At 33.7% G+C, this 23394-nt stretch carries 23 protein-coding genes; 18 read left to right on the plus strand and 5 right to left on the minus strand.

Annotated features, from left to right (window positions below; genetic code table 11):
* The first annotated feature begins 6 nt into the window (after positions 1-6).
* The 10 genes from I7X29_RS15500 to I7X29_RS12800 all read left to right on the plus strand — a co-directional run bounded on the left by I7X29_RS15500 (position 7) and on the right by I7X29_RS12800 (position 8401).
* The gene (locus I7X29_RS15500) at positions 7-1461 is read left to right on the plus strand and encodes a zinc metalloprotease (RefSeq protein ID WP_225883748.1); all 1455 of its coding nucleotides are present in this window, start codon (positions 7-9) and stop codon (positions 1459-1461) included.
* Positions 1458-2240, plus strand: a complete 783-nt coding sequence (locus I7X29_RS12760) for a hypothetical protein (RefSeq protein ID WP_198475175.1) — start codon at positions 1458-1460, stop codon at positions 2238-2240. Before I7X29_RS15500 ends, I7X29_RS12760 begins: the two co-directional genes overlap by 4 nt.
* Positions 2206-2484: a zinc metalloprotease gene (locus I7X29_RS12765; RefSeq protein ID WP_225883749.1), complete on the plus strand. Its 279-nt coding sequence runs from the start codon at positions 2206-2208 to the stop codon at positions 2482-2484. The genes I7X29_RS12760 and I7X29_RS12765 overlap by 35 nt, the downstream gene beginning before the upstream one ends.
* Entirely contained in the window at positions 2481-3239 is a 759-nt protein-coding gene (locus I7X29_RS12770; protein ID WP_198475177.1) for a hypothetical protein, read from the plus strand. The genes I7X29_RS12765 and I7X29_RS12770 overlap by 4 nt, the downstream gene beginning before the upstream one ends.
* 300 nt (positions 3240-3539) lie before the next feature.
* Positions 3540-4070 (plus strand): hypothetical protein, encoded by a 531-nt coding sequence (locus I7X29_RS12775; protein ID WP_317191538.1) that lies wholly within the window; start codon positions 3540-3542, stop codon positions 4068-4070.
* Positions 4071-4081: 11 nt separating this feature from the next.
* The gene (locus tag I7X29_RS12780) at positions 4082-5650 is read left to right on the plus strand and encodes a hypothetical protein (protein ID WP_198475179.1); all 1569 of its coding nucleotides are present in this window, start codon (positions 4082-4084) and stop codon (positions 5648-5650) included.
* Positions 5631-6356 (plus strand): toxin-antitoxin system YwqK family antitoxin, encoded by a 726-nt coding sequence (locus I7X29_RS12785; protein ID WP_198475180.1) that lies wholly within the window; start codon positions 5631-5633, stop codon positions 6354-6356. Before I7X29_RS12780 ends, I7X29_RS12785 begins: the two co-directional genes overlap by 20 nt.
* A gap of 10 nt (positions 6357-6366) precedes the next feature.
* Positions 6367-6897 carry a hypothetical protein gene (locus I7X29_RS12790; protein ID WP_317191539.1) on the plus strand — a complete coding sequence of 177 codons (531 nt, stop codon included), beginning with the start codon at positions 6367-6369 and terminating at the stop codon, positions 6895-6897.
* An 11-nt stretch (positions 6898-6908) separates the two neighbouring features.
* Positions 6909-7937, plus strand: a complete 1029-nt coding sequence (locus I7X29_RS12795; RefSeq protein ID WP_198475182.1) for a DUF3289 family protein — start codon at positions 6909-6911, stop codon at positions 7935-7937.
* Positions 7934-8401 carry a hypothetical protein gene (locus I7X29_RS12800; protein WP_198475184.1) on the plus strand — a complete coding sequence of 156 codons (468 nt, stop codon included), beginning with the start codon at positions 7934-7936 and terminating at the stop codon, positions 8399-8401. The genes I7X29_RS12795 and I7X29_RS12800 overlap by 4 nt, the downstream gene beginning before the upstream one ends.
* A 357-nt stretch (positions 8402-8758) precedes the next feature.
* On the opposite strand, the gene I7X29_RS12805 is transcribed toward I7X29_RS12800, so the two are convergent.
* Positions 8759-9289 (minus strand): transposase, encoded by a 531-nt coding sequence (locus I7X29_RS12805; RefSeq protein ID WP_198475186.1) that lies wholly within the window; start codon positions 9287-9289, stop codon positions 8759-8761.
* 272 nt (positions 9290-9561) lie between these two features.
* Between I7X29_RS12805 and I7X29_RS12810 the strand changes: the two genes are divergently transcribed.
* Positions 9562-10110: a toxin-antitoxin system YwqK family antitoxin gene (locus I7X29_RS12810; RefSeq protein WP_198475188.1), complete on the plus strand. Its 549-nt coding sequence runs from the start codon at positions 9562-9564 to the stop codon at positions 10108-10110.
* Positions 10111-10154: 44 nt separating this feature from the next.
* Here I7X29_RS12810 and mobC read toward each other — a convergent pair whose 3' ends face one another.
* The 3 genes from mobC to mobA all read right to left on the minus strand — a co-directional run bounded on the left by mobC (position 10155) and on the right by mobA (position 14020).
* Entirely contained in the window at positions 10155-12167 is a 2013-nt protein-coding gene (mobC, locus tag I7X29_RS12815) for a conjugal transfer protein MobC (RefSeq protein WP_198475190.1), read from the minus strand.
* Between the two features lie 65 nt (positions 12168-12232).
* Positions 12233-13570: a conjugal transfer protein MobB gene (mobB, locus tag I7X29_RS12820; RefSeq protein ID WP_198475193.1), complete on the minus strand. Its 1338-nt coding sequence runs from the start codon at positions 13568-13570 to the stop codon at positions 12233-12235.
* Positions 13571-13594: 24 nt separating this feature from the next.
* Positions 13595-14020, minus strand: a complete 426-nt coding sequence (gene mobA / locus I7X29_RS12825) for a conjugal transfer protein MobA (RefSeq protein ID WP_009750760.1) — start codon at positions 14018-14020, stop codon at positions 13595-13597.
* A 9-nt stretch (positions 14021-14029) separates the two neighbouring features.
* Between mobA and I7X29_RS15505 the strand changes: the two genes are divergently transcribed.
* From I7X29_RS15505 to I7X29_RS12840, 4 genes are all read left to right on the plus strand, one after another.
* The gene (locus tag I7X29_RS15505) at positions 14030-14203 is read left to right on the plus strand and encodes a hypothetical protein (protein WP_225883750.1); all 174 of its coding nucleotides are present in this window, start codon (positions 14030-14032) and stop codon (positions 14201-14203) included.
* A gap of 386 nt (positions 14204-14589) precedes the next feature.
* On the plus strand, positions 14590-15348 hold the full coding sequence (locus tag I7X29_RS12830) for a ParA family protein (RefSeq protein ID WP_198475195.1): 759 nt from the start codon (positions 14590-14592) through the stop codon (positions 15346-15348).
* 11 nt (positions 15349-15359) lie between these two features.
* Entirely contained in the window at positions 15360-15743 is a 384-nt protein-coding gene (locus I7X29_RS12835) for a DUF3408 domain-containing protein (RefSeq protein ID WP_198475197.1), read from the plus strand.
* 2 nt (positions 15744-15745) lie between these two features.
* Positions 15746-16297 (plus strand): hypothetical protein, encoded by a 552-nt coding sequence (locus tag I7X29_RS12840; protein ID WP_198475199.1) that lies wholly within the window; start codon positions 15746-15748, stop codon positions 16295-16297.
* Positions 16298-16301: 4 nt separating this feature from the next.
* Here I7X29_RS12840 and I7X29_RS12845 read toward each other — a convergent pair whose 3' ends face one another.
* The gene (locus I7X29_RS12845; protein WP_225883751.1) at positions 16302-20171 is read right to left on the minus strand and encodes a hypothetical protein; all 3870 of its coding nucleotides are present in this window, start codon (positions 20169-20171) and stop codon (positions 16302-16304) included.
* Between the two features lie 79 nt (positions 20172-20250).
* Here I7X29_RS12845 and I7X29_RS12850 point away from each other — a divergent pair, with 79 nt between their 5' ends.
* From I7X29_RS12850 to I7X29_RS12860, 3 genes are read left to right on the plus strand one after another with little or no spacing between them, the layout of a single operon-like run.
* On the plus strand, positions 20251-20553 hold the full coding sequence (locus tag I7X29_RS12850; protein ID WP_198475203.1) for a DUF4134 domain-containing protein: 303 nt from the start codon (positions 20251-20253) through the stop codon (positions 20551-20553).
* Positions 20554-20557: 4 nt separating this feature from the next.
* Positions 20558-20908 carry a DUF4133 domain-containing protein gene (locus I7X29_RS12855; protein WP_198475205.1) on the plus strand — a complete coding sequence of 117 codons (351 nt, stop codon included), beginning with the start codon at positions 20558-20560 and terminating at the stop codon, positions 20906-20908.
* The gene (locus tag I7X29_RS12860) at positions 20898-23387 is read left to right on the plus strand and encodes a TraG family conjugative transposon ATPase (protein WP_198475207.1); all 2490 of its coding nucleotides are present in this window, start codon (positions 20898-20900) and stop codon (positions 23385-23387) included. Before I7X29_RS12855 ends, I7X29_RS12860 begins: the two co-directional genes overlap by 11 nt.
* The last annotated feature ends 7 nt before the right edge of the window (positions 23388-23394 follow it).

Genomic DNA, 23394 nt, shown 5'->3' on the forward strand with positions numbered 1-23394 from the left:
AATAGTATGAGAACAAGAATTGTAAAAGGAACAATGCATATCTCAAGTGATGGAGATATAGAATTTCATACCTTTGGAGGTGATTTAACTTTCAGAGCAGGTGGTAAAAATGAATGGACAAGTCCTCAAACTATCGTAGGAGATTATGAGCCAATGGAGTTGCCAAATAAAACCTCTATACCAATAGTAAAAAGTAAATGTCTTGTAGAATTTAGACCTCATTCAAACTGGAAAGGAGAATACGGTTTTGATTGGATACGAACAGGAGATACAGGGAGAAGCGGAGATAACCCGTTGTACTGTATACTGGGTAGATATTATATCCCCATTCCCAATTCTGGGGGTGAAATAGATAGCTGTGGAACACCTAAGAACGTAGAAGAATATGGTACACCTGTGAATGTAACGCCGGAGGATTATTATAGTTATAAGTTTATAAAAGACAAAGAAATGTTTAATAGGCTGACTAGAACTTTCTCTCGGTTTAAAATCACTTGGAAGAATCCTGCAAAGGAATTACCTTTCTATGTTGTCCCTATATTAACATTATGGAAAGGGCGAAAAGCTACATTTAGTTTAAAATTTGAAGGAAAAGAGAAAGCTAAAAATATTACTTTTGAATTTGAAAATTCTTTTGTAGAGGATAAAGGATATTTAACATTAGAGAGACCTAAGTTAGATCTTAATAAAATAAGTTTAGAAAATGGGAATCTAAATTATCTAAAGAAGGATTGTTTTACAATTTGTTGTAATAAAGAATTTGATACTCCTCAAAAGTTATTAGTAAAAGCGGACGGCAAATTGTGTGGCGCAATGCTTATCCTCCCTAATTCTTATAAAGTTAGAAGAGAAATTAAAATTGTTATAATCTATACCGAAACAAGTATTAGTGATAAAAAAGGAAAACTTGTGGGTGGGGAAGAATCTCTGAGAAACTTCCTTAATCAGGCAATGATAGACCCTAAAATCACTTATGAAAATTTAGTTTGTAAGTATAAAAATAAGGAAGAGAACAAAAAGTTTAAAGAGGAATGTACTTATTTTAACAAAGAAGATAGAATATATTATTTAAAGAATATGAATATGAATATGGGAACTTTTGAAAATCATATATTGAAGTTTTATAATGAGAAATTTAAAGATAAATACAATGATTATTATAAAATTTTTCTTGTAGGAGAGAGATCAGAAAAAAATGCGGGTTTCACAGATGATAGGAATAAGTACTCTTTTTGCTTGTTAAACGCTGATGAGCGAACTGCTGCACACGAAGTTTTGCATAGTATTGGGTTAGATCATACTTTTGAAAAGAATAGTGATGACTTTATTTATAAAGGGCAACAAACAGATAATGTGATGGATTATCTAAACAAAGGAGTTGCTCTCTATCAATGGCAATGGAAATTAATAAACCCCGCAATAAAAGAAATATTAAATAGAATAATTAATGAGCAATTATGAGAGTATTTTTAGTATTACTATATTTGTATGCTTCCTATGTAATAGCACAACCTAAAAATGAAACGTTTGATTTTAAGCTCGCTAAAGAGCTTGAACATAAAAGAGGGGGATTATTGAAAGATATATATATGAAAGAAGGGTGCAGAGTTTATGATATAGATTTTGACAAAGAAGAAGGGGGATATATAGAGGAAAGTTTGCCCTCCCCTTCTTTTATAACACGCCGTAAAGATTATTATCCGAATGGAAAAATTAAAAGCATCAAGCATTTTATAGGAGAAAATGTACTTATCGGAAAATCTGTTTATTACAATAAAAAAGGCGTTAAAAGAATTGTAGATGAAGATAAGAAATTCAAGAAAATTAAATATCCTTATATTTTACAATTCTTGGAAAAGAAAGGACATATCAACCTTAAAACTGGAAAAGGTAGAATTGTTGATATTAGAGGAACAAATTATTTTGGATTTCAATTACTTTATGTAGAAGAAATGAATATGTGGGAGGCTATCATAAAAGATGGTTACCCAGAAGATAAATGTTTAGAGAAATATATAGAATTAGCAAAAAAAGAGAAATATATAGAATTAGCAAAAAAAGAAAAACAAAAAAGAGAAGAGGATCATCTGATAGTTTGTTCATATAGAAATTGTGATCTACATTATTTTATAGATGCAATTTCTGGAAAACAGATTTCAAAACAAGAGTACGCAAAAAGATATAGAGCAGCGTTTGGTGAAAACGATGAAAAACTTGATTATATCTTTACAGAACCTTGATATAATTTTTGAGTTGGCAGCTTCTAATGCTGATGAGCAAATCGCTGCACACGAAGTTTTGCATAGTATTGGGTTAGATCATACTTTTGAAAAGAATAGTGATGACTTTATTTATAAAGGGCAACAAACAGATAATGTGATGGATTATCAGAACAATGGAGTTGCTCTCTATCAATGGCAATGGAAATTAATAAACCCCGCAATAAAAGAAATATTAAATAGAATAATTAATGAGCAATTATGAGAGTATTTTTAGTATTACTATATTTGTATGCTTCCTATGTAATAGCACAACCTAAAAATGAAACGTTTGATTTTAAGCTCGCTAAAGAGCTTGAACATAAAAGAGGGGTATTATTGAGAGATATATATATGAAAGAAGGGTGCAGAGTTTATGATATAGATTTTGACAAAGAAGAAGGGGGATATATAGAGGAAAGTTTGCCCTCCCCTTCTTTTATAACACGCCGTAAAGATTATTATCCGAATGGAAAAATTAAAAGCATCAAGCATTTTATAGGAGAAAATGTACTTATCGGAAAATCTGTTTATTACAATAAAAAAGGCGTTAAAAGAATTGTAGATGAAGATAAGAAATTCAAGAAAATTAAATATCCTTATATTTTACAATTCTTGGAAAAGAAAGGACATATCAACCTTAAAACTGGAAAAGGTAGAATTGTTGATATTAGAGGAACAAATTATTTTGGATTTCAATTATATTATGTACAAGAAACTAATGTGTGGAAAGTTGTGATAAAAGATGGTTACCCAGAAGATAAATGTTTAGAGAAATATATAGAATTAGCAAAAAAAGAAAAACAAAAAAAAGAAGAGGATAGTCATCTGATAGTTTGTTCAGAAAGAAATTGTGATCTATATTATTTTATAGATGCAATTTCTGGAAAACAGATTTCAAAACAAGAGAACGCAAAAAGATATAAAGCAGCATTTGGGGAGAATTATAAAAACCTTGATTATATCTTTACAGAGCCGTGATATAATTTTTGAGTTGGCAGCTTCTAATGCTGATGAGCAAATCGCTGCACACGAAGTTTTGCCTCGGAAGCCGTAAGACAATGATGAAAAGATTTAATAGAGAGGAAATGGAATGGGATTGCAAAAATAAAAATAATCATATTAGAAAATACACCTGAAGCTAAAATAAAAATAAGAGCTACTATAACCTATCATACAATGAAAAATGAAAAAGGGAAAAAAGCTTGTTCTGATTGGGTTGTTTATGAAAAACAACTTGCTAAAATAGAGAAAGATTGATAAAAATATGAAGAGGTATTAGTGGATTTTGAAGGAGGTAATGCTGAGCGTCCTTTTGTGCTTGGGGCACATTATAACGGTGAGGCAAAGAGTGGATATCACAATGCTGATAACCGTGTAAAGGCGATTCATACCAAAAGTGGACATAAGCTCATCTTTACCGAAGATGAGAGCATCCTGCTTACCGATAAGAATGGCAATGTGATTAAGTTGGATACTCAGGGTAAGAATATAGAAATTTCTGCGCCTGAGACTATTAATATTACGGCTAAAAACATCAACCTAAAAGCAAGCGATAGTATTGATTTTGATGCTAATGTTAATATCACTGAAACGGCTGGAAAGGCTAAGAGAAGTGATATTGGTGGGGATATGTTTGTGTATGTGAATGGAGCTTTAACTGAGGTGATTGAGGGGGATCTAAATAGCCATTCAAAAGGAGGAAGCCAATATACAGCGAAAGAGACTATTGTAGATAGTGCTAACAATATGAAAGTAAATTCTGCTACCTCTCTTAAAAAGAAGAGTGGAGAATATAATAATCAAAGCTAAAAGATAATACTATGAGAACAAGAATTGTAAAAGGAACAATGAACATCTCAAGTGATGGAGATATAGAATTTCATACCTTTGGAGGTGATTTAACTTTCAGTGCAGGTGGTAAAAATGAATGGACAAGTCCTCAAACTATTATAGGGGCTTATGAACCTATTGATGTTGAGAATTTTTTGGAAAAAAAGGATGAAAATAATATGAATTTTATCATTCATGCTTTTATCTCTAATAATGAAGAATATAGCTTAAACTATAACATTGAATGGAATTTTGAGCCTTTTACTAAGGAACATCGAATAGAAAATTTATTCAGTAAATGTACAAAGAATAAGAACGAATTTATGTCTTTTTACAAATCAATTAAACTTAATAATCAAACTTATTACTATCCTGCTATTTTAAGAATCATAAATAATCAAGATCAAGAGACAGAAAGGAATACAATTATACCTATCTGTGTAGTATCTAATGACATTAATAAGATCAAAAAAGAGAAAATTTTACTAGAATATGACAATACCATATTTGATGCTGGATTCACAAATGATGGAAAGAGAATAAATAACACTACTTTTGAATTAAAATATGCATTCAAAAATACAATTCAAAAGATTAATGATACTGAAATGTTTAATTTAGACACATCAAATAATACAATTATACTACATAATTTTATAATTAAAAGCAAAGCTATTTTTGAAGAAGAAAAAGAGATAAAATTCTTAAATACTAAAAATAAAGTTGTAGGAGTTATTGTAGTAAAACCTAATAACACAGTAATTAAATCTAAGAGAAAGTTTAAATACATTAAAATTGTCAGAACTTCTTTAGAAGATACTGATAGAATTTTAAATAAAAGAGAAATTTTTAATACTCAAGTATATAACAGTAATTATGAACGTATAAAATCAGAAAATAATAATGAAAATCAGTATCTCAAGGAATTTCATAAAGCTATGGTTGAGACTAGTTATTGTAGGTTAGGTATTGTTTTTTCAGAAGAATGTGAGATAGAAGATATGTTACTATCATTAGAAGATGAAAATAAACTTGCAGCTTGTATTTCTGAAGACAAAAGTAAAATAAATAATGGTAAATCAGGTACATATCATAAACTTATTCGTGAATTCTATTGTAAATCAAGAGGAATAGAAGAAGAGCAATTAAAAAATTATGTCTTAGTATTCATTAGTCCTATAAAACCAGTAGATACAAGTGCTGCTGTAATATACGAAATGGTTGAAAGTTTTTCATTGATGACTTATGATTTTTCTCAAAACAGTTTATTACATGAAATGGGACATAAAGTTGGACTTTGGCATACTTTTAATGATACAGAAATATTGGATAGAATTATTTCTAATTCACAAAATAAAAAAATGAAATTATTTTTAGAAAAAATGAAGGATTACAACTCTATTTTTTTTGAAAATCCATTTAAGATAAACGCTGAAGGGAAAATGGAAAGAAATAACATAACTGATAACATAATGGATTATAGCAGTATCCAATATTGTTTCTATGAATATCAATTTGAGATTATAAAAAAATTATATAATGAATTCAAACATATATAGATGTAAATTTTTATTTATTTTTTTTGTATGTGTAACATTATTGTCTTGTGGAGAAAAAATAATTTATGATAAACTTTTAAATGTATTAAAAATACAAGAAAATGTAGACAATAAAATTAAAAAGAAGGAAACAGGTATTTTTTCTTATCCAAAATTTGGCTTCTCTTTTTCTTTAAAGAAAGGAAAATTTAATGGTCCTTTTAAAATTATCACACAAAATAATGATACCATTTTGTATATTAATTTTGTAAATGATAAAATTAATGGATATTATCAATGTATAGATTATAGACAAAAAATAATGTATCCTTATAACTTTATTTTCACTACAAAGTATAATAAATTTATTAAATTCTATGGTAAAGGCTATGTAAGTTCAGAAGAAAAAAAGGAAGGCTATTGGATAGAACCATTAGGAAGAGGGTCATATATAAGTGGTAAAAAAGAAGGATATTGGGAAGAATGGGATATTGAAGGCTATATTTTAAAAAAAGGAATGTATGTAAATAACCAAAAAGAAAAATTATGGAAAGAAGATATTCCCTTTTTCAATATTTACACAGAAGGTATCTATATAAATAACAAAAAAGAGGGTATATGGATAGAAAGAGATAAGGATACCACTTATAAATTGGAATTACTTTATTTAAATGATAGAATAAAAGACACTTTAAATAAGATTCTTCCTTATCCCAGAAGTAGGTGAAGAGGTATTAGTGGATTTTGAAGGAGGTAATGCCGAACGTCCGTTTGTGCTTGGAGCGCATTATAATGGTGAGGCAAAAAGTGGGTATCACAATGCTGATAACCGCGTAAAGGCGATTCATACCAAAAGTGGACATAAGCTCATCTTTACCGAAGATGAGAGCATCTTGCTTACTGATAAGAATGGCAATGTGATTAAGTTGGATACTCAAGGCAAAAACATTGAGATTTCTGCTCCTGAGACTATTAATATCACAGCTAAGAACATCAATTTAAAGGCAAGTGATAGTATTGATTTTGATGCTAATGTAAATATCACTGAAACGGCTGGAAAGGCTAAGAGAAGTGATAGTTGTGGAGATATGTTTGTATATGTAAATGGTGCTTTAACTGAGGTGATTGAGGGGGATTTACATAGCCATTCAAAAGGAGGTAGCCAATATACAGCAAAAGAGACTATTGTAGATAGCTCTAACAATATGAAAATAAATTCTGCTACCTCTCTTAAAAAGAAGAGTGGAGAATATAATAATCAAGGCTAAAAGATAATACTATGAGAACAAGAATTGTAAAAGGAACAATGAACATCTCAAGTGATGGAGATATAGAATTTCATACCTTTGGAGGTGATTTAACTTTCAGTGCAGGTGGTAAAAATGAATGGACAAGCCCTCAAACCATTGTAGGGGCTTATGAAGGAGGAAAAATAAATGAAAAAGTTCTGTATAAAGATATTTTGATTCTTAGAGGTAAAAGAAGAAAGGGAAAAAATATGGAGGGGAAGCCTCACTTGGATTTGATGTATGGTGATTATACTGAAGATGAAAAAGGGTTTGAAAAACTATGGAAACAGATTTATATAGAAAACTTTAATCATACCCAAAATAAGGCTTTTGCCTTGGCTAGAGCTAATAAAGTAGTTCGGAAAATAAGCGAATTTTGTAAAAAAACGAGTAAAAAATTATTTGAGGACTTTAAAAGTGATATAGAATATTATTCTAAAGGAGTTTTAGAAGATGTTGCAAAAAAAATGGTTGATACAATGAAAACTAACAAAAGTAACACATATGAGTTTTCAGATAAGCGATTAGATATAGAAGTAAATAAACACTCAAATCATATTAATTTCAAAAATGCTGTAATAAATGAGGTCAAAGAAGAAATAAAAAAGTTTTTAACAATTGACTATGCTGTTTCAAATATGAAAATAACAAATGATGGCGAAGGAATATTATATAAAAAACTGGTTGACAAAGAAATTGATAGTCCTAGATTCCCAGACAAAATGAGTGGATTAGGAATTATGCTAAATGATATTTGGGCGTATGAAATATGGATAAAAGAAATTAAAGAAGTGATTTATCCTTGGAGTCCAAACCATAAGTACACTTATTTAACTTTAAATTTTATTTACTTTGATCATTTTGGCTTAGACTACCCTGATTTAGAGAAAAAAAGAGCTCCAAGTCCTTGGATTGCTTGGGACCACAATATTTTTTGGGAATGGTTTGTATTGCAACATTTTAGAGGTTATGTACCTTTTATTACTAAAGTTGAAAACTCTGAAAAAATATTGCTATGAATTATCTTGTATATTTTATTATTTCTTTTCTGTTTTTTTCTTGTAGTAAAAATATCAAAATATCCGAAATGGATAAATCTTACAATGCTAGAATTTTACAGATTATGAATGAAAACTCATCTTACAAGTTTAATTATTTCTACTATGAAATAAAAAACTATACCCATAAGGATTATAGCAAGGTAGCATATGAAATAGAAGATTTTGTTGATAATAGTTATATTTCATCTATTGCGAAAAAGAAAAGAGCAGAGATATATTGCTTTTTTTATGCTAAAAGATGGTGGTATAGGAGAATTAACTTGAATGATACCGAAGAAATTAGCGATAATGGCTTAATTTACGATAGAGATTTAATCGCATTAGTTGAGTTCATATTAGATGAGAATAAAAATTATATTAAGAAAATTATTGTATATAATAAAAAAGAGATAATGTATGAAAGAAAAGAGATTTTGGATTAAGTATTAGTTATTTATACTGTAGTTTAGTTAAAATAGGTATTAGAAAATATCATATTAAACTCATTTAAACTTTTAGTAAGACCAATGCAAAGGCAAGATAATGCCAATTTAACCAATGAGAATCTAATACATCAAATCGAATGAGTAGAGTTCTAAAACTATCAATCTAGGCAAAAGAACGTTCATTTACAAATCTTTTTTTGTAAACCTTTTCATCAAAAAAACGCTTTTTACCTCGTTTGTTTCCTTTGCAATTTCTAGGATTCTCTTTGATATTAGGAAACATCTTTCTACGATGAATAGCTCTTCTAAGTTTCTTACAATCAAACCCTTTATCAGCGTTTAGATAACTATTTTCTACACAAATACCACATTTTTTATTTGATTCATTATCTTAGAAAATTGACCTATTATATCATACAGATCATTATGATTTCCACTAATAATATCTCCTATTCCTATAGGGTATCCTCGCCCATCGGTCAGAACAAGAACATTAGAAGTTCTTCTTTTCTTGCGATGTTGGTATTTAGCACTCTCAGTTGCCTTTTTCACTAATGTATGAGTGCCATCGAGGTTCAATTTCTCAATGTCCAATAGCAATTGATATTCTATCAGAATGGCAAAAAAAGCCTTTTCATAAACTCCTGCTTTTATCCATTTTGAGTGATAATAATAAACAGTTTGCCATGAAAAAGGATATTTAACACATTCTAAATCAACAAATAAGTGTTTCCATTGACATCCTGTTTTTGCTTTATGAACAATACACCTAAAGATGTCATACATGTTAAATTTAGATGTAAAACCTCTTTTATTAGTAGGGATGTAAGGTAAAAATTTGGTCGTGAAATCATTTTTGTCTATCTTTGCAAACGAGTAATCCATATATGTGTTATATTTTTGATTTTCACCACAATATTACATAAAATATTTGGATTACTCAAATTTTTTAAAAGTTTAAATCACTTCATTTATAAATTTATACAGAAGAAAACAAGTAATATAATGGATTATGATCTCAATGATCAGAAGTTTTTTAATAAATATCAGATTGATATAATGCAAAGTGAAGCTAAGAAATATTATGCCAAAAAATAAATTATTATATCTGTTTTTTTTTTACCTTTTGTGCTTGCAAACCTATAATAATATATAGGTTGCCTCCTGAATATGTAATTATTATAGATAGGAGAGCTACAGGGCATGACATAAGTGTAGATCATTTTGTTAGGGATTATTATTTTAATAGCAACGGAAAATTCCTACGCGTAAATGATACAATAGTTCCTTCTGACTATCATATATATAAATGGTTTTATATAGATAATAAAAGAATTGAACTTGAATATATTAAAATCATAAATGGATATTTAGAAGGTACATATACAATAAATCCAGATATGCCTTTAAAAGAAATCTATTATAAGAAAAGTAAAATGGCGGGAAAATATATAGTATATAATACAGATAGACAAATATTATATCGGACATATTTTACAAATGGGAATGGTTATTGGAAGGATTATTACTATAAAGAAGGTAAAATAAGAGAAGAAGGAAAAGTTGTGGACCACTATAAATACGGCGAGTGGAAATATTACAATGAAAATGGAAAAATAGATAGTATTAAGGCATACCAATTAAGCGATTCCGTAGATGTTCGCTTTCCTCATTGCTTATTTAATAAAAATGAACCTTGCTATTGAGAGAATATGGCTATCCAATTTTCAAGCAGATAGCCTTTTTTTGTTTATTCTCCTTCTTTCTCCACCAAATGCCTCAGCTCAGGGTCGTTGGCGATGCGTTCCTTTTCGCGTTCAATGATTTCAATGACATCTAACTTTATCTGGCGGTAGTTGGCTTCTACTTGTTCTTTGGTGGTGTCGTTGCCGTTGGCATCGGTAAAGGAGAGAACTTCGGGGATTTTCTGGTAGGCTTTGGTCTCCTCGGCTACTTTGGCGTTGTCTACAACTATCTGTGCGTGGAATATCTTCTGGTCAATGCGTTCATCAAAATTGTCAGAGACTGCCCCAACGAACATCCCTTGGGTGAGGTTGGCAATCTTGCTGGCAGGGATAAGACTATCCAACTGCGTGGATATAGAGGTGGAAGTATCATTGCGGTTAATCGTAGTAGATTGCCTTTTCTGCAATACCTTTCCAAAACGTTCAGAAAGGGTTTTAGCAGTTTCCCCTACTACTTGACCACTGAAAATATTTCCTACCGTGTTTTGTATTACCTTGCTTTCTTTATCTCCGTAATCACGGGTAAGTTGTGAGAAATCTTGAAAGCCCAAACACACTGCTACTTTATTACTTCTGGCAGTGGCTATCAGGTTATCCAATCCCCTAAAATATATCGTTGGCAGCTCATCAATAATCACAGAGGATTTGAGTTGCCCTTTTTTGTTGATGAGTTTTACAATACGTGAATTGTACAAACCTAAGGCAGCTGAATAGATATTTTGCCTATCGGGATTGTTGCCTACACAAAGGATTTTAGGTTCTTTAGGATTATTGATATCCAACGAAAAATCATCACCTGTCATTACCCAATAGAGCTGCGGAGAAATCATCCTTGAAAGTGGTATTTTAGCTGAGGCTATTTGTCCCTGTAATTGGTCTTGTGCTCCTCCCTGCCAAGCATCCATAAAAGGCGATAGGTAATTCTCAAGTTCAGGATACGAGGTGAGAATGGTAAAGACATCAGCATAAGGCTTGTTCAATAGCTCGATGGCGTGTGGAAAGGTACAGTACTTACCCTCTTTGTAAATCTTCAAAAACCAAATAATAGCAGCCAAGAGAATGATAGGCGACTCTACAAAGAAATCCCCTTGCTTTTGTATCCACGAGCGGTTAAGGTTGAGCATAATGGTATAAGCAGACTCGTAGGCATCGGAAATATCGCTCATAAAGTTGGGGTTGATAGGGTTACAACGATGACTACGGCGAGGATCATCAAAGTTTATCACATAGAACTTAGGCTTTACCTTGTACTTGTCTAAGTTTTTTAGCAAGTGATTGTAGGCAATGGTAGAGAGATCATCAAACTTGAAGTCGTAGATGTACATTGCAAAACCCTTTTCAATCTGTTGTTTGATGTAGTTGTTCACAATAGCATAAGATTTACCAGAACCAGGAGTCCCCAGCACTATGGTCGCCCGAAAAGGATTTACCACATTGATCCAGCCTTTGTTCCACTTCTTGCGGTAGTAGAACAAAGTAGGCAAATTCACAGAATACTCGTTTTTCATCAGTCGAGTTTCCTGCATAAACGACTCGTTTTCATTGTTAAAAACATCGTCTAAAAGATTGTCTTTTAGCAAGCGACTCATCCACGAACCTGCCATAAGGAGCGCTATGTAGCCCAAAGATAGGGTAAGGATATAAAAAAAGGCAACCACTGAAGCAGGAAGTCGCAAGTACAAAATCCAAAAGTTACCAAAGTAAAGAGTAGCTCCTATTCCCAGAGCGATGTAAATCTTTCGCCAAGTAATTTTGTCATTCTTTACGCCTGTTGTGCCCAAACAGCTCAAAGCTAAGAGCAGGAGGGCAAAGCATTTGGTGTATAGCGGGTGAGAGAACAGTCCTGCTGTTCGTTGGAAGTTGGTCAGGATTCTATCTACTACGGCTAATATCCACTTTTCGCCTTGGAAAAAGCCATAACAATACCAATAGAGGTGCATTAGTACTATGAGAATACTTACTGCACGCATAAAAGCCATAATCTTGGCTAATGCTCTTAAATCATCATCGTTTTGCATATTTGTTTCTGTTTTTAGTGTTTGTCAATATTTTATACTTAGCTGAGCCAATGAGCTGGCTACACTTAAGATTTGTTTTTCATTTTTCTCCGTTTGGCAGTAGCACGTTTCATTCTTCTGGTAAAATCCTCTTCTTCGTAATCTACCCCTTGATCATCCAAAGAGAAAAGAGTAAAGAAAGCATTTAAGGCTGAGTCCTTGCCAAAATCCTCTTGGTAATGTGTCCAAGAAGTGTCAGAAAAAGTATCCTCTTCAACAGTATTAGTATTGTTGTGATTTTTACTTGCATAATGAGTTACAGCCGGCATATTTACCTGAGAGGTTAAAGCAGGAGCAGGCTCTTCTAACGATTTTAGCCACTGATGAAAAACATTGGCAGAAAACTCCTTCCCCTGCTGAGATCCATTATACACACATCGGCTGTTGTGGTCGATAAAGGTTACCCCGTAGGTTCTCCCCTCTTTGTTTTCACGAAAGACAACCTCAATACCTTTAGCTTTTAGTTTTTGAATAAATTCACTTTTGCTATGAGTTGTTTCTTTGGCAAAGATGATATGTGCCTTTAAGGAAATGGTGTCTTGTCCTTTTAGGTATTCGTGTTCCTTTTGCAAGTGTTTTTCGATATAAGGTAAGCTGAGTGTTTTGCCGAGCTTGGAGGCTTTAAAAGGATGGCTTGCTTTGTTACCATTCTCATCCAATACCACATACACCAAGCCCTTTTTAGGAACGCCTTGCAGTTCGCCTTCTACCTTTTCTACGGCTATGTTAAACTGATTGAGCAAGGCGTTAAATGCTCCTAACGAGGCAAAATGATAGTGTTTTAGCAATTGTTTTACAATATGTACCAACTCCTTTTTAAGGTCGTTTTGTCGGTAATCTAAGGGTATTAATTTAGACAAAGGCAAGAACTCATCATCTGTTAGCTGTGAATCATTGGTGATAGCAGGGATAAGTTGGTATTTCGTTTCCAACTCTCGGCATACTTTCATTGAACGTATTTTTTCAAAAGTATCAGGGATTTTCTTGCCGTTTTCATCTATCCCCAGCGATACGATGTGAATGTGTTTGCGCTCGATATCCGAATGTTTGTAAACCACAAAAGGTTGGTCGCCAAAGCCCATTTGCTGCATATAGTCAGTAGCCAACTTTACAAAGGTCTCATCACTCACCTTATCGTTAGGATCGGGGTTGAGGGAAATGTGCAGGATAGGTTTTTCTGTCCTTATGTTGGCATAGAGATAAGGCGCAAAAGAACGAGACACTTCCGAAATGCCTACACTTCCTTGCAGAGGTTGTATCACTTTTTGAGCGTATAACACCTCACCTTGTCCTTTAGCTACCTTGTTGTGATTGTACAAAAGTACTCCTAACAGCTGCGCCCCTCGATGTATTTTTGCTATCATAAACTGCTGTTTTCTTCTTAAAAACTACTTTAGTTTTTGCTCCATTTGCTGCGAAAGTTCTAATATTTGTTTGCAGATAGCAATCAATTGGGTAGTTTCTTTCTCCAATTTATATAGGTAAGCAGCCGCTTTCTTCTCCGAAAAATTACGGTAGAGTATCTTTACAATCTGATTGTAATTCACCCCTACCAAACGAAATTGCGCATAGAGTTCAGTGAGTTTGGTGTAATAATCTAAAGCAGATTTATCAATTTTCACCACTTTTATCTCTCGGTTAAAAAGCAAAGAGGTGATAAAATGCGCTTTGACTTTCATTCCTGATTGCTCGAAAAGCGAGAGAAACTGATTGTTTTCTTCTTCATTCAATCGAAAAACATATCTAAAAGAAGCAGGGTTTATCTTTTTATTTCTACCTGTGGAGCGTTTGTGAGTTGTTTTCTGTAAGGTCATATAAATTCAGTGTTAGTAAAAAAACACGACTTCGGAGTGCGTTTTAAGCTCCCTGCAAGGGCAAGTGGTTTTGAGGTGCCTACACGCCTAATGCGTGCCTCAAAACACAACTTGCTCTGTTCGGGTGAACAGAAAATTCTCCCTAACGGTCGAATTTTAATTAACCATAAAGAGAGAAATTAACACTACGAGCGGGTAAAGTGATTTCAGGGTGCAAAACAAGTGATTTCTTAGCAAAGGATTTGTATGTAACATAAAGTCAATCACTTCCTTACAAAGCCATTTACAACCCTACATAAGGCTATATGTATATTTGTATGTTCCTTTGCACCCGCATACCAAAGCAAGTATGTACGAATGTAAAAATGCAATTAGGTAGCTATGTAGCTACAAAGCTATAAAGCTACAGAAGTATGTACATACGCAAGTAATTAGTCAATCAGATAATTAGTTAATTACTTATATAACGGCATAGTTACAGAGATAATTACTTAAATACAGATAGTTGTATTTGAATAGCTATGCACTTATATACTTATTGAATTACAAACATATTTAAACACATATATATGACATCTATGACAAAATTCATTAGCTTTTCCACCCAGAAAGGAGGGGTAGGGAAAAGTACCTTTACCACCTTAGTAGCCAGCTTGCTACACTACCGAATGGGCTACAATGTAGCAGTGATGGATTGTGATTATCCACAATACAGCCTACACCGAATGCGAGAACAAGACCTCAAAACAGTGATGAACAACGAGCATTTTAAGAAAGCTGCTCATAGACAGTTTAGTGAGCTAAACAAAAAGGCATACCCCATAATACAATGTAAGCCCAATGAAGCTCTTGAAAAGGCACAACAGCTTATCACAGAGACACCTTTCCCTATAGAGGTTATACTTTTTGATATGCCAGGGACAGTAAACACCGCAGGAATATTGACCTTGCTGGCACAAATGCATCACATTTTCTCTCCTATCACTGCCGATAGAGTAGTAATTGAAAGTACTTTGAGTTTTACTGAGGTACTTTCCAATATCATCGCAAAGAATACCGAAAGTACTATTAAAAGCGTGCATTTGTTTTGGAATCAGGTAGATGGAAGAGAGAAGTCACCTTTGTATAAGATTTATGAGCAAGTGATCGCTGATTTAGGTTTGAACCTGATGCAAGCCTACATATCTGATAGCAAGCGTTTCAGAAAAGACGGCACAGAAAACCAACGATTGGTATTCCGTTCTACTTTAATGCCTGCTGATGAGAAGTTGATGAGTGGTTGTCATTTGGACGACTTTATTAATGAGTTGGTACAGATTATTCAATAAACCCTAAAGATATGAAAACAGCAAAACCTATAGACGAAAACGAACTAATGGAGTTAATGGCAGGCAAGCAACCCACGCCTGCCTCTGCCATTGCTACAGCTCCGATAGAGACAGAGAAAGCACCCCAGAAACCAGCTCCTGCCAAAAAGAAAAAGGCAGAACTCTATGAGTATGAAAGTTATTTTTTTGAGCAGGGAGAGACTTCAGCAAGGGAAGGAAAATCGGTGTATATACGCCCTGAGTTTCACCAGCGAATAGCCCGTATTGTACAGGTGATAGGAGAAGACAAGATCAGTCTATACAACTATTTGGACAATGTACTTAAAGCGCATTTTGAGCAGTACCAAGAGGAAATTACACAGAGTTTTGAACAGAAATACAAACCTATATTTTAACAATGGAAAAGATTATCATTTTACTACTTATCGTGGTGATTTTGCTGTTGCTATCGGACAAAATACCTATAACACTTTCTAAAAAGAGAACTCCCAAACCTAAAGCTACCCCTATACCCAAAACAGCTCCTTCAACTTCGGTAATGGGGGAAAGTAGATTTGTGCCTCCTGCAAAGGTAGTCCCTACAGCTATCCCCTTAACAGAAAAAGAGCAACAGGATATTCTGACAGAATGGGATGAGGAACCTACCATAGACCTTGAAGATGAAGAAGAGGATTTACGCAGTTATCGAACAGAGGAAGAGGACAATGATTTTGCTACGGGGCTTTCGTTTGAGGACTTGGAAAAAGTAGCTACTTTCCTCTCTGAGGACAAAGAAGAGGTTACCACCGAGAACATAGAGCTACTGCAAAAGGTAGAGGGCACTAGTCTATTAGAAGCCATAGAAAAAGCCTTACCCCAAGCAACTCTTAAAGTGAGTGCGCTCTTGGAGAAGGCGTTGCCTAAAACCGTGGAAAGTAAAATGGAGTTTGATATTAGGGAATTTGTGTGATCTTTTATGTTATAAAATACTCTTCATCTTTCTTTTTTTCTTGAATAATTCGCTTGCTTAACTCGTTTATATTCTGTCGCGCCCATTCTGAAACCATAGGATTACTATTGTCCACAATACTTTCAAGTAATTTTTTATTAGATTCAAGTAAGGGTACAATAGAACCTGACCACGAGAAGCTATTCATATTAGCCCCTAATCTGTCAAGAACCTCTTTTATATTTCCAAATTCATCTATTAATCTTTTTGCAATAGGATTCCATTCAGTTCGGTCTTCGTTATATATAGGAACTAATTCAGCAATAAGAGTAGGTGCAATAGGTTGATTTTTATTACACCAGTCTATAATTTTTTCAACATTATCATTGTTAAATAATATATCTTTTTTTGTATATATGTTACTAACATATCCTCCCAACAGTTGCTTTATTCCCCAGAATTTCATATATCCATCATTCTCATTGATTATAGCAGAGGATATAATAGCCCAAGTGCTATCAAAATAATCACTCAATGCAATTTCAAATATGCTTCTATATGGTTCCAAACTAAATGCAGTATCCCAGTTTATATAATTGATAATATCATTTATAACAAATGAACATAATTTCTCATCTTTTTCTTCATTTTTAAGAATACTTCTTATATGATTAAAATATTGAAAGTTATCAATGTTATTATTCCATTGTACTCCTATTTTATATATACACTCTTTCAAAAAACCATCTATGACAATTTGTTTTTCAGTATCTTGAGTACGAATAGAACTTAATAGCTCAAAAATCATTATATACCCCTGTATCTCATAATTTAATAGCTTATTTTGTAAAGATTCAATCTCTTGTATACTGAGTTTTTGTAAAGCCATCCTATACTTTAAATGCCCTAAATAACTAAACAATTGAGGGTGATTATCTATTAATTTAAATAATTGATCGAAGTACTCAACTCCTTTCTCATCATTAGCAACAAAAATAAACAGAAGATAATTTAAATACGATTTTTCTCCTACTTTTTGATAAAAATATTTCTTAATTTCTCTTTCTGATTGCTCAATAAAGCCTAATAGAATTGAATAATCAAACAATTCTTCGCCTAATTCTTCTGCTATTGATAATGATATATTAATAAATTTTTCACTTTTATCTATATTATCATTAAAAAAATCACTTATTGATTTGCCAAAATATGATTGATATATTACATAGATCCCTCGCTCTCTTTTGTAGAGTTTAGATAGAAGTTCTCTTTGCTCTACTTCTTTAAACTCCATAAAAACCTCGGCTAAAGAATACATTCGTTCCTTTTCTTTCTCTTCAAACTTTTCAAGAGAGTAGTTTTTATCATAGAACTTATCATAACTTCTAAAACGAGTCATAAAATCTTTTGATAATTCTTCTATAATCTTTTGTAAGTGCGTTCTATGTTCTTCTAATATTTTATTACCTTCAAAAGCTAAGGTCATTCTAATGCTATCTAATCCTTCTTGCCAAATTCCTTTTTTTATAGCGATAACATCATCTATATATGGTAGTACTATAGCTATCAAACCTATGTTAGTCAAACCTCTAATGGAATCAGCAATAATTTTACTTACTTCATCTATATATATACCTTCACTTCTAATAAGATTGATAAGTTCATCTAATATACTCTTATAGTATTCTGATATTTCATCATATGTAGGGACATAATCTTTTATTTCATCTATTCCTTGCCTTTCTGCACCTTTCATTCTTGCAAAATGGTTAGTTGTTAAACCAGAAGCCATTGCTTTAATAGCTAATTGGGTAAACTTTTCGTCTTTCATACCTAACCCCCATTTGATAATCTTTAATCTCTCCTTTAGAGAAACTTCTGTCCCAGCTAAGTAAATATGAAATAATTGCAGAAATTGTCCTGTTGCATTATTAGCCCACGACTCATTCTCTGCAACCGCAAGTCTATACAATATTTTAGTACTATTAGCGAACGTTTCCTTACCAAAGCATAGCTTTTCTAATGTCCATATTATATTTCGTCTTCCTTCTTTAAATTCTAATAGCTCTTCTGTTTTTTTATTGTTAAATTGTCTATAAAGGTTATCAGATATTGCTACTGGATTCACTTCTACAAATGAACGGAAGAGGCGTGAACCCAACTCAGTATTTAAAACTTCTATACTATCAAAATAAGATTTATCCCCTACAAAATTATCAATGATTGTTCTGATATCTGTGTTATATCCTAAATATCTAATTTGTTCTGATAAATAGTTCATAAGTTCTTCTTTGTGAGGTTTTTCTAATTTATCTTGTATATCTTTAATAATATTGTGAAAATGTTCTGAACTGATACTTTCCAAATATTTACTTGCTAATAGAACTGACAAAAAGAACGGTCTTATAGATAAATAACGACCTCTTTTTTCAAAAATTCCTCTTTTAATATAATATTTGACGGCTTCCTCAGATTCCTTAAGTCTTACAATATGATTATTATTAGAGATTGTTAGATTTTCATTAGTAACAATAAAATTATATTGTTCTTTCTTTTCATTTTCATAACCAACCTTCCTAAATAAAGAACAAGAATCTAAAATATACCTCCATTTTTCACCCTTCTTACCTAATATCTTATCTAATAATCCTTTGTTATCTGGTTCTTTCGTTAGTTTCCCATTTACAATATTTTCACACAATAGAATAGCTATAAGAGGTACTCCTTGTGAAATTTGTTTAATTATTTCTATTGTACTTTGTTCTAAATTGTCTGATTTAGCCTTTATAATATCTTCTATGGAGTCCAATAAATCTTCGTTCCCAATTTTAATATATTGGCTATCTTCATAATTCTCTTCAGGATTTGAATCAATAGAAATTAAGGATAGTTTGAACCCTTTTAAATTTCTAATAAATTTTTCATAACCATCTGCATTACAATTATCTATAATTAAAATAGCGTCTGACTTTTCTCTATTTATCGTATTAATAATTTCAAGATGATTATTTGAGAAATCATCATAATTTAAGTAGAGTACTCTATTTGAGAGTAGAATAGTTTTTTCATCACCTTCTATTTTTCTAAATATCTCAAATAAAATTCGTGTTTTTCCAATTCCTGAAAGACCTGTAATCCTAATTGGTGATTTATTAGGATTATCAATTTCCTTCATTATAATATCTCTAATTTCTTTTGTCTTCTTATTCTCTATAAACTCACTTTGTATATTAATCTCATCTTTCCATTGTTCCCAAGTTTTGAAAGGTCTATATTTATTTTTTTGTTCTTCAAGAATATGTTGTATAATATCCCTTATCGCTACCTTTAAGTTGTTAATTAATTCTTCTTTAATATCAGATTCATTCTTATCTTTTTTAGAATATTTGTATTCAATAGGATATCTTCTATGTTGTATATCAAAGGGCAGTTTATCTGAAGAACCATAAGAAGTGTTTATTATACCTATAATTCTTTCTTTTCCCAATGCATTATATGCAATTCCATATTCTAAAGTGACATTATTATTTAGAAAGGATTTTCTATTATTTTCTAATTTTAAAATTCTTTTCCAACATGGCAAATAATTCACTATAGATAGATCTGCTATAAAAATATCAGCATTAGGTATCCTCTCATCCATTATTGTATCTGCGATAGATGGGGAGCCAGGCTTTTTATTTATTCCTTCTTGTAACTCAAAGTCAATAGATTTAAAAGGATTTTTCTTTTTTATTTCTTTTGTAGCTTTCTCTATACAAGTTTTAATAAAAATCTTATTATATTTTGGATCTGTTGTTGATTGCCATGAATAGAATATTGTTATTTTCATAAAGTCTTTAATTGTTAAAATTTCACCCTGCAAAATTACAAAAACTTTTCCATATACAACCATATTAAGCCAAACCCTACCACTTTCATTCTCCTCATCTCCTATTCCCCTACCTTTGCCCCGAATTTTAAAAACACATTTTATGAAATCACTCAGCAAAATCCTGCTTTCAGCAGCATTTTTATGTATTAGCAGCCTTGCCTTAGCGCAGGGCAATGGCGTAGGAGGTATCAACGAAGCTACTCGTATGGTTACCTCGTATTTTGACCCAGCTACCAAGCTCATCTATGCCATAGGGGCTGTGGTGGGACTCATCGGTGGGGTGAAAGTGTATAACAAGTTTAGTAGTGGCGACCCCGATACCAGCAAAACGGCTGCCAGTTGGTTTGGGGCTTGTATCTTCCTAATTGTAGCGGCTACGATCTTGCGTTCGTTCTTCTTATAAACTTATGGAGACAAAAAATAGCTATTCTATCAACAAAGGCATCGGCAGAAGTGTAGAGTTCAAAGGACTTAAAGCGCAGTACCTCTTCATCTTTGCAGGAGGACTGCTCTCGGTGCTCATCTTGGTGATGATCCTCTACACGCTAGGAGTCAATTCTTTTGTATGCTTGGGGGTAGGCGTTAGTATGGTCAGCCTTGTGGTTTGGCAGACTTTTTCACTAAACCAGAAATACGGTGAACACGGCCTGATGAAACAAGCAGCTCGCAAACGCCACCCCAAATACCTACGTCACCAAAGATCGCCACGCCAATTTATTCGTTACCCTAAACCTAAAACAACCCTCAATGAGAAATAGTTCTAAAATCAACACCTTAGAGAGTAAATTCCCTATTCTTGCCATAGAACAAGACTGCTTGCTCACCAAAGAAGCCGACATCAGCATCGGCTTCGAGGTGCAGCTTCCAGAGCTCTTTACCATTTCGGGTGAGGACTATGAGATACTCCACTCACTTTGGCATAAGGCTATCAAAGTATTGCCACAGTATACCGTTATCCACAAACAGGACTGGTTTATCAAGGAACAATATGAACCTGAACTGCAAGGAGAGAACCTGAGTTTTCTCTCTCATTCGTACGAAAAGCATTTTAACGAACGTCCGTTCTTAAATCACAGATGCTACCTGTTCATCACCCAAACCACCAAAAACCGAATGAGAGCCCAAAGCAACTTTTCCTCCCTTTGCAAAGGGAACTTCTTGCCTAAGGAGCTCACTAACCGAGAACACGCCACTCAATTTTTGGAAGCGGTAGCGCAGTTAGAGCGTATTTTAAACGACTCTAACCTAATAAAGCTCCATCAGCTAAAAACAGAAGACTATATAGGCACTCCTCACAAAAAGGGACTCTTTGAGCAATATCTCAGTCTTTCCACCGATGAGAAAGAGAGCCTGCAAGATATATGCCTCTCTGCCGAACAAATGCGCATTGGTAACCAAAGACTCTGTGTGCATACCTTATCAGATACAGAAGACTTGCCCTCTAAGGTACAAGCCGATAGCCGTTACGAGCGACTCTCTACCGATAAGAGCGATTGCCGTTTATCCTTTGCAGCCCCTGTGGGCTTGCTACTGAGTTGTAACCATATCTACAACCAATATCTGTTCTTGGACAATTCGGAAGAAAATCTTAGACAGTTTGAGAAGTCAGCACGCAATATGCACTCGCTTTCAAGATACAGCCGTAGCAACCAAATCAACAAAGAATGGATCGAGCAATACCTCAATGAGGCACACTCTTACGGACTTTCCTCCATCAGAGCGCACTTTAATGTGATGGCGTGGTCGGACAACCCACAAGAGCTTAGGAGCATTAAAAACGATGTGGGTAGCGCTTTGGCTTCAATGGAGTGCAAGCCTCGCCATAACACCATTGATACGGCAACTCTCTATTGGGCAGGTATAGCTGGCAATGCAGCCGACTTTCCCAGTGAAGAGACTTTCTACACGTTTATAGAGCCTGCTTTGTGCTTTTTCACTCAGGAGACCAACTATCAAAGTTCTTCCAGTCCTTTTGGGATTAAGATGGCCGACAGACTCACAGGCAAGCCTATCCACTTGGATATCTCCGATGAACCTATGAAGAAAGGGATTATCACCAACCGCAATAAGTTCGTCTTAGGACCTTCGGGTAGTGGCAAATCCTTTTTCACGAACCACTTAGTGCGGCAATATTACGAACAAGGTACACATATCGTTTTAGTAGATACAGGGAACTCCTACCAAGGGGTCTGTGAGCTTATTCACCACAAGACCAAAGGCAAAGATGGGATTTACTTTACTTATACCGAAGACAATCCCATTGCTTTTAACCCTTTTTATACTGATGATGGAGTGTTTGACATCGAAAAGCGAGAGAGTATCAAAACACTGATACTCACCCTTTGGAAGCGAGACAATGAGCCTCCTACACGTGCGGAAGAGGTAGCCCTTTCCAATGCAGTAAACCTTTACCTGCAATTGGTAAAAGACAATCCCTCGCACACGCCCTCTTTCAATGGCTTTTATGAGTATATCAAGAATGACTACCGAGCTATATTACAAGAGAAGCAGGTAAGAGAAAAGGACTTTGACTTGGCTAACTTCCTCAACGTGTTAGAGCCTTATTACAAAGGAGGTGAATACGACTATCTGCTCAATTCTGACAAGGAGTTAGACCTGCTTTCCAAACGCTTTATCGTTTTTGAAATTGATGCGATTAAAGACCACCCCATACTCTTTCCTGTGGTTACTATCATCATTATGGAGGTGTTTATCAACAAGATGAGGCGCCTGAAGGGTATTCGCAAGATGATTCTCATCGAAGAAGCGTGGAAAGCGATTGCCAAAGAAGGAATGGCGGAGTACATCAAGTACCTATTCAAAACCGTGCGTAAGTTCTTTGGTGAGGCAGTGATTGTAACCCAAGAGGTAGATGATATTATCCATTCACCTATCGTGAAGGAATCTATCATCAACAACTCCGATTGCAAGATATTGCTTGACCAGCGCAAGTATATGAACAAGTTCGATGCTATCCAAGCGATGTTAGGACTTACCGAGAAAGAGAAATCGCAAATCCTATCTATCAATCTCTCTAACGACTCTCGTCGCAAATACAAAGAAGTGTGGATAGGCTTAGGAGGCACACACTCTGCGGTATATGCTACAGAAGTAAGCCGAGAAGAATACTTTGCCTACACCACTGAAGAGAGCGAAAAACACCAAGTGATGGAACTCTCCGAGAAGTTAGACGGCAATTTGGAAAAAGCTATCGTACAAATGGCTAATGGACTGTAATAAATTA

Origin of the sequence: Capnocytophaga periodontitidis, assembly GCF_016126015.1 — a bacterium.
Lineage (GTDB): Bacteria > Bacteroidota > Bacteroidia > Flavobacteriales > Flavobacteriaceae > Capnocytophaga > Capnocytophaga periodontitidis.

Excerpts from the sequence above, each read along its gene's own strand:
- I7X29_RS15500 (WP_225883748.1), top strand. The coding sequence starts at position 7 with ATGAGAACAAGAATTGTAAAAGGAACAATGCATATCTCAAGTGATGGA.
- I7X29_RS12760 (WP_198475175.1), top strand. The coding sequence starts at position 1,458 with ATGAGAGTATTTTTAGTATTACTATATTTGTATGCTTCCTATGTAATA.
- I7X29_RS12765 (WP_225883749.1), top strand. The coding sequence starts at position 2,206 with ATGAAAAACTTGATTATATCTTTACAGAACCTTGATATAATTTTTGAG.
- I7X29_RS12770 (WP_198475177.1), top strand. The coding sequence starts at position 2,481 with ATGAGAGTATTTTTAGTATTACTATATTTGTATGCTTCCTATGTAATA.
- I7X29_RS12780 (WP_198475179.1), top strand. The coding sequence starts at position 4,082 with ATGAGAACAAGAATTGTAAAAGGAACAATGAACATCTCAAGTGATGGA.
- I7X29_RS12785 (WP_198475180.1), top strand. The coding sequence starts at position 5,631 with ATGAATTCAAACATATATAGATGTAAATTTTTATTTATTTTTTTTGTA.
- I7X29_RS12795 (WP_198475182.1), top strand. The coding sequence starts at position 6,909 with ATGAGAACAAGAATTGTAAAAGGAACAATGAACATCTCAAGTGATGGA.
- I7X29_RS12800 (WP_198475184.1), top strand. The coding sequence starts at position 7,934 with ATGAATTATCTTGTATATTTTATTATTTCTTTTCTGTTTTTTTCTTGT.
- I7X29_RS12805 (WP_198475186.1), bottom strand. The coding sequence starts at position 9,289 with ATGGATTACTCGTTTGCAAAGATAGACAAAAATGATTTCACGACCAAA.
- mobC (WP_198475190.1), bottom strand. The coding sequence starts at position 12,167 with ATGCAAAACGATGATGATTTAAGAGCATTAGCCAAGATTATGGCTTTT.
- mobB (WP_198475193.1), bottom strand. The coding sequence starts at position 13,570 with ATGATAGCAAAAATACATCGAGGGGCGCAGCTGTTAGGAGTACTTTTG.
- mobA (WP_009750760.1), bottom strand. The coding sequence starts at position 14,020 with ATGACCTTACAGAAAACAACTCACAAACGCTCCACAGGTAGAAATAAA.
- I7X29_RS12830 (WP_198475195.1), top strand. The coding sequence starts at position 14,590 with ATGACATCTATGACAAAATTCATTAGCTTTTCCACCCAGAAAGGAGGG.
- I7X29_RS12835 (WP_198475197.1), top strand. The coding sequence starts at position 15,360 with ATGAAAACAGCAAAACCTATAGACGAAAACGAACTAATGGAGTTAATG.
- I7X29_RS12840 (WP_198475199.1), top strand. The coding sequence starts at position 15,746 with ATGGAAAAGATTATCATTTTACTACTTATCGTGGTGATTTTGCTGTTG.
- I7X29_RS12845 (WP_225883751.1), bottom strand. The coding sequence starts at position 20,171 with ATGGTTGTATATGGAAAAGTTTTTGTAATTTTGCAGGGTGAAATTTTA.
- I7X29_RS12850 (WP_198475203.1), top strand. The coding sequence starts at position 20,251 with ATGAAATCACTCAGCAAAATCCTGCTTTCAGCAGCATTTTTATGTATT.
- I7X29_RS12855 (WP_198475205.1), top strand. The coding sequence starts at position 20,558 with ATGGAGACAAAAAATAGCTATTCTATCAACAAAGGCATCGGCAGAAGT.
- I7X29_RS12860 (WP_198475207.1), top strand. The coding sequence starts at position 20,898 with ATGAGAAATAGTTCTAAAATCAACACCTTAGAGAGTAAATTCCCTATT.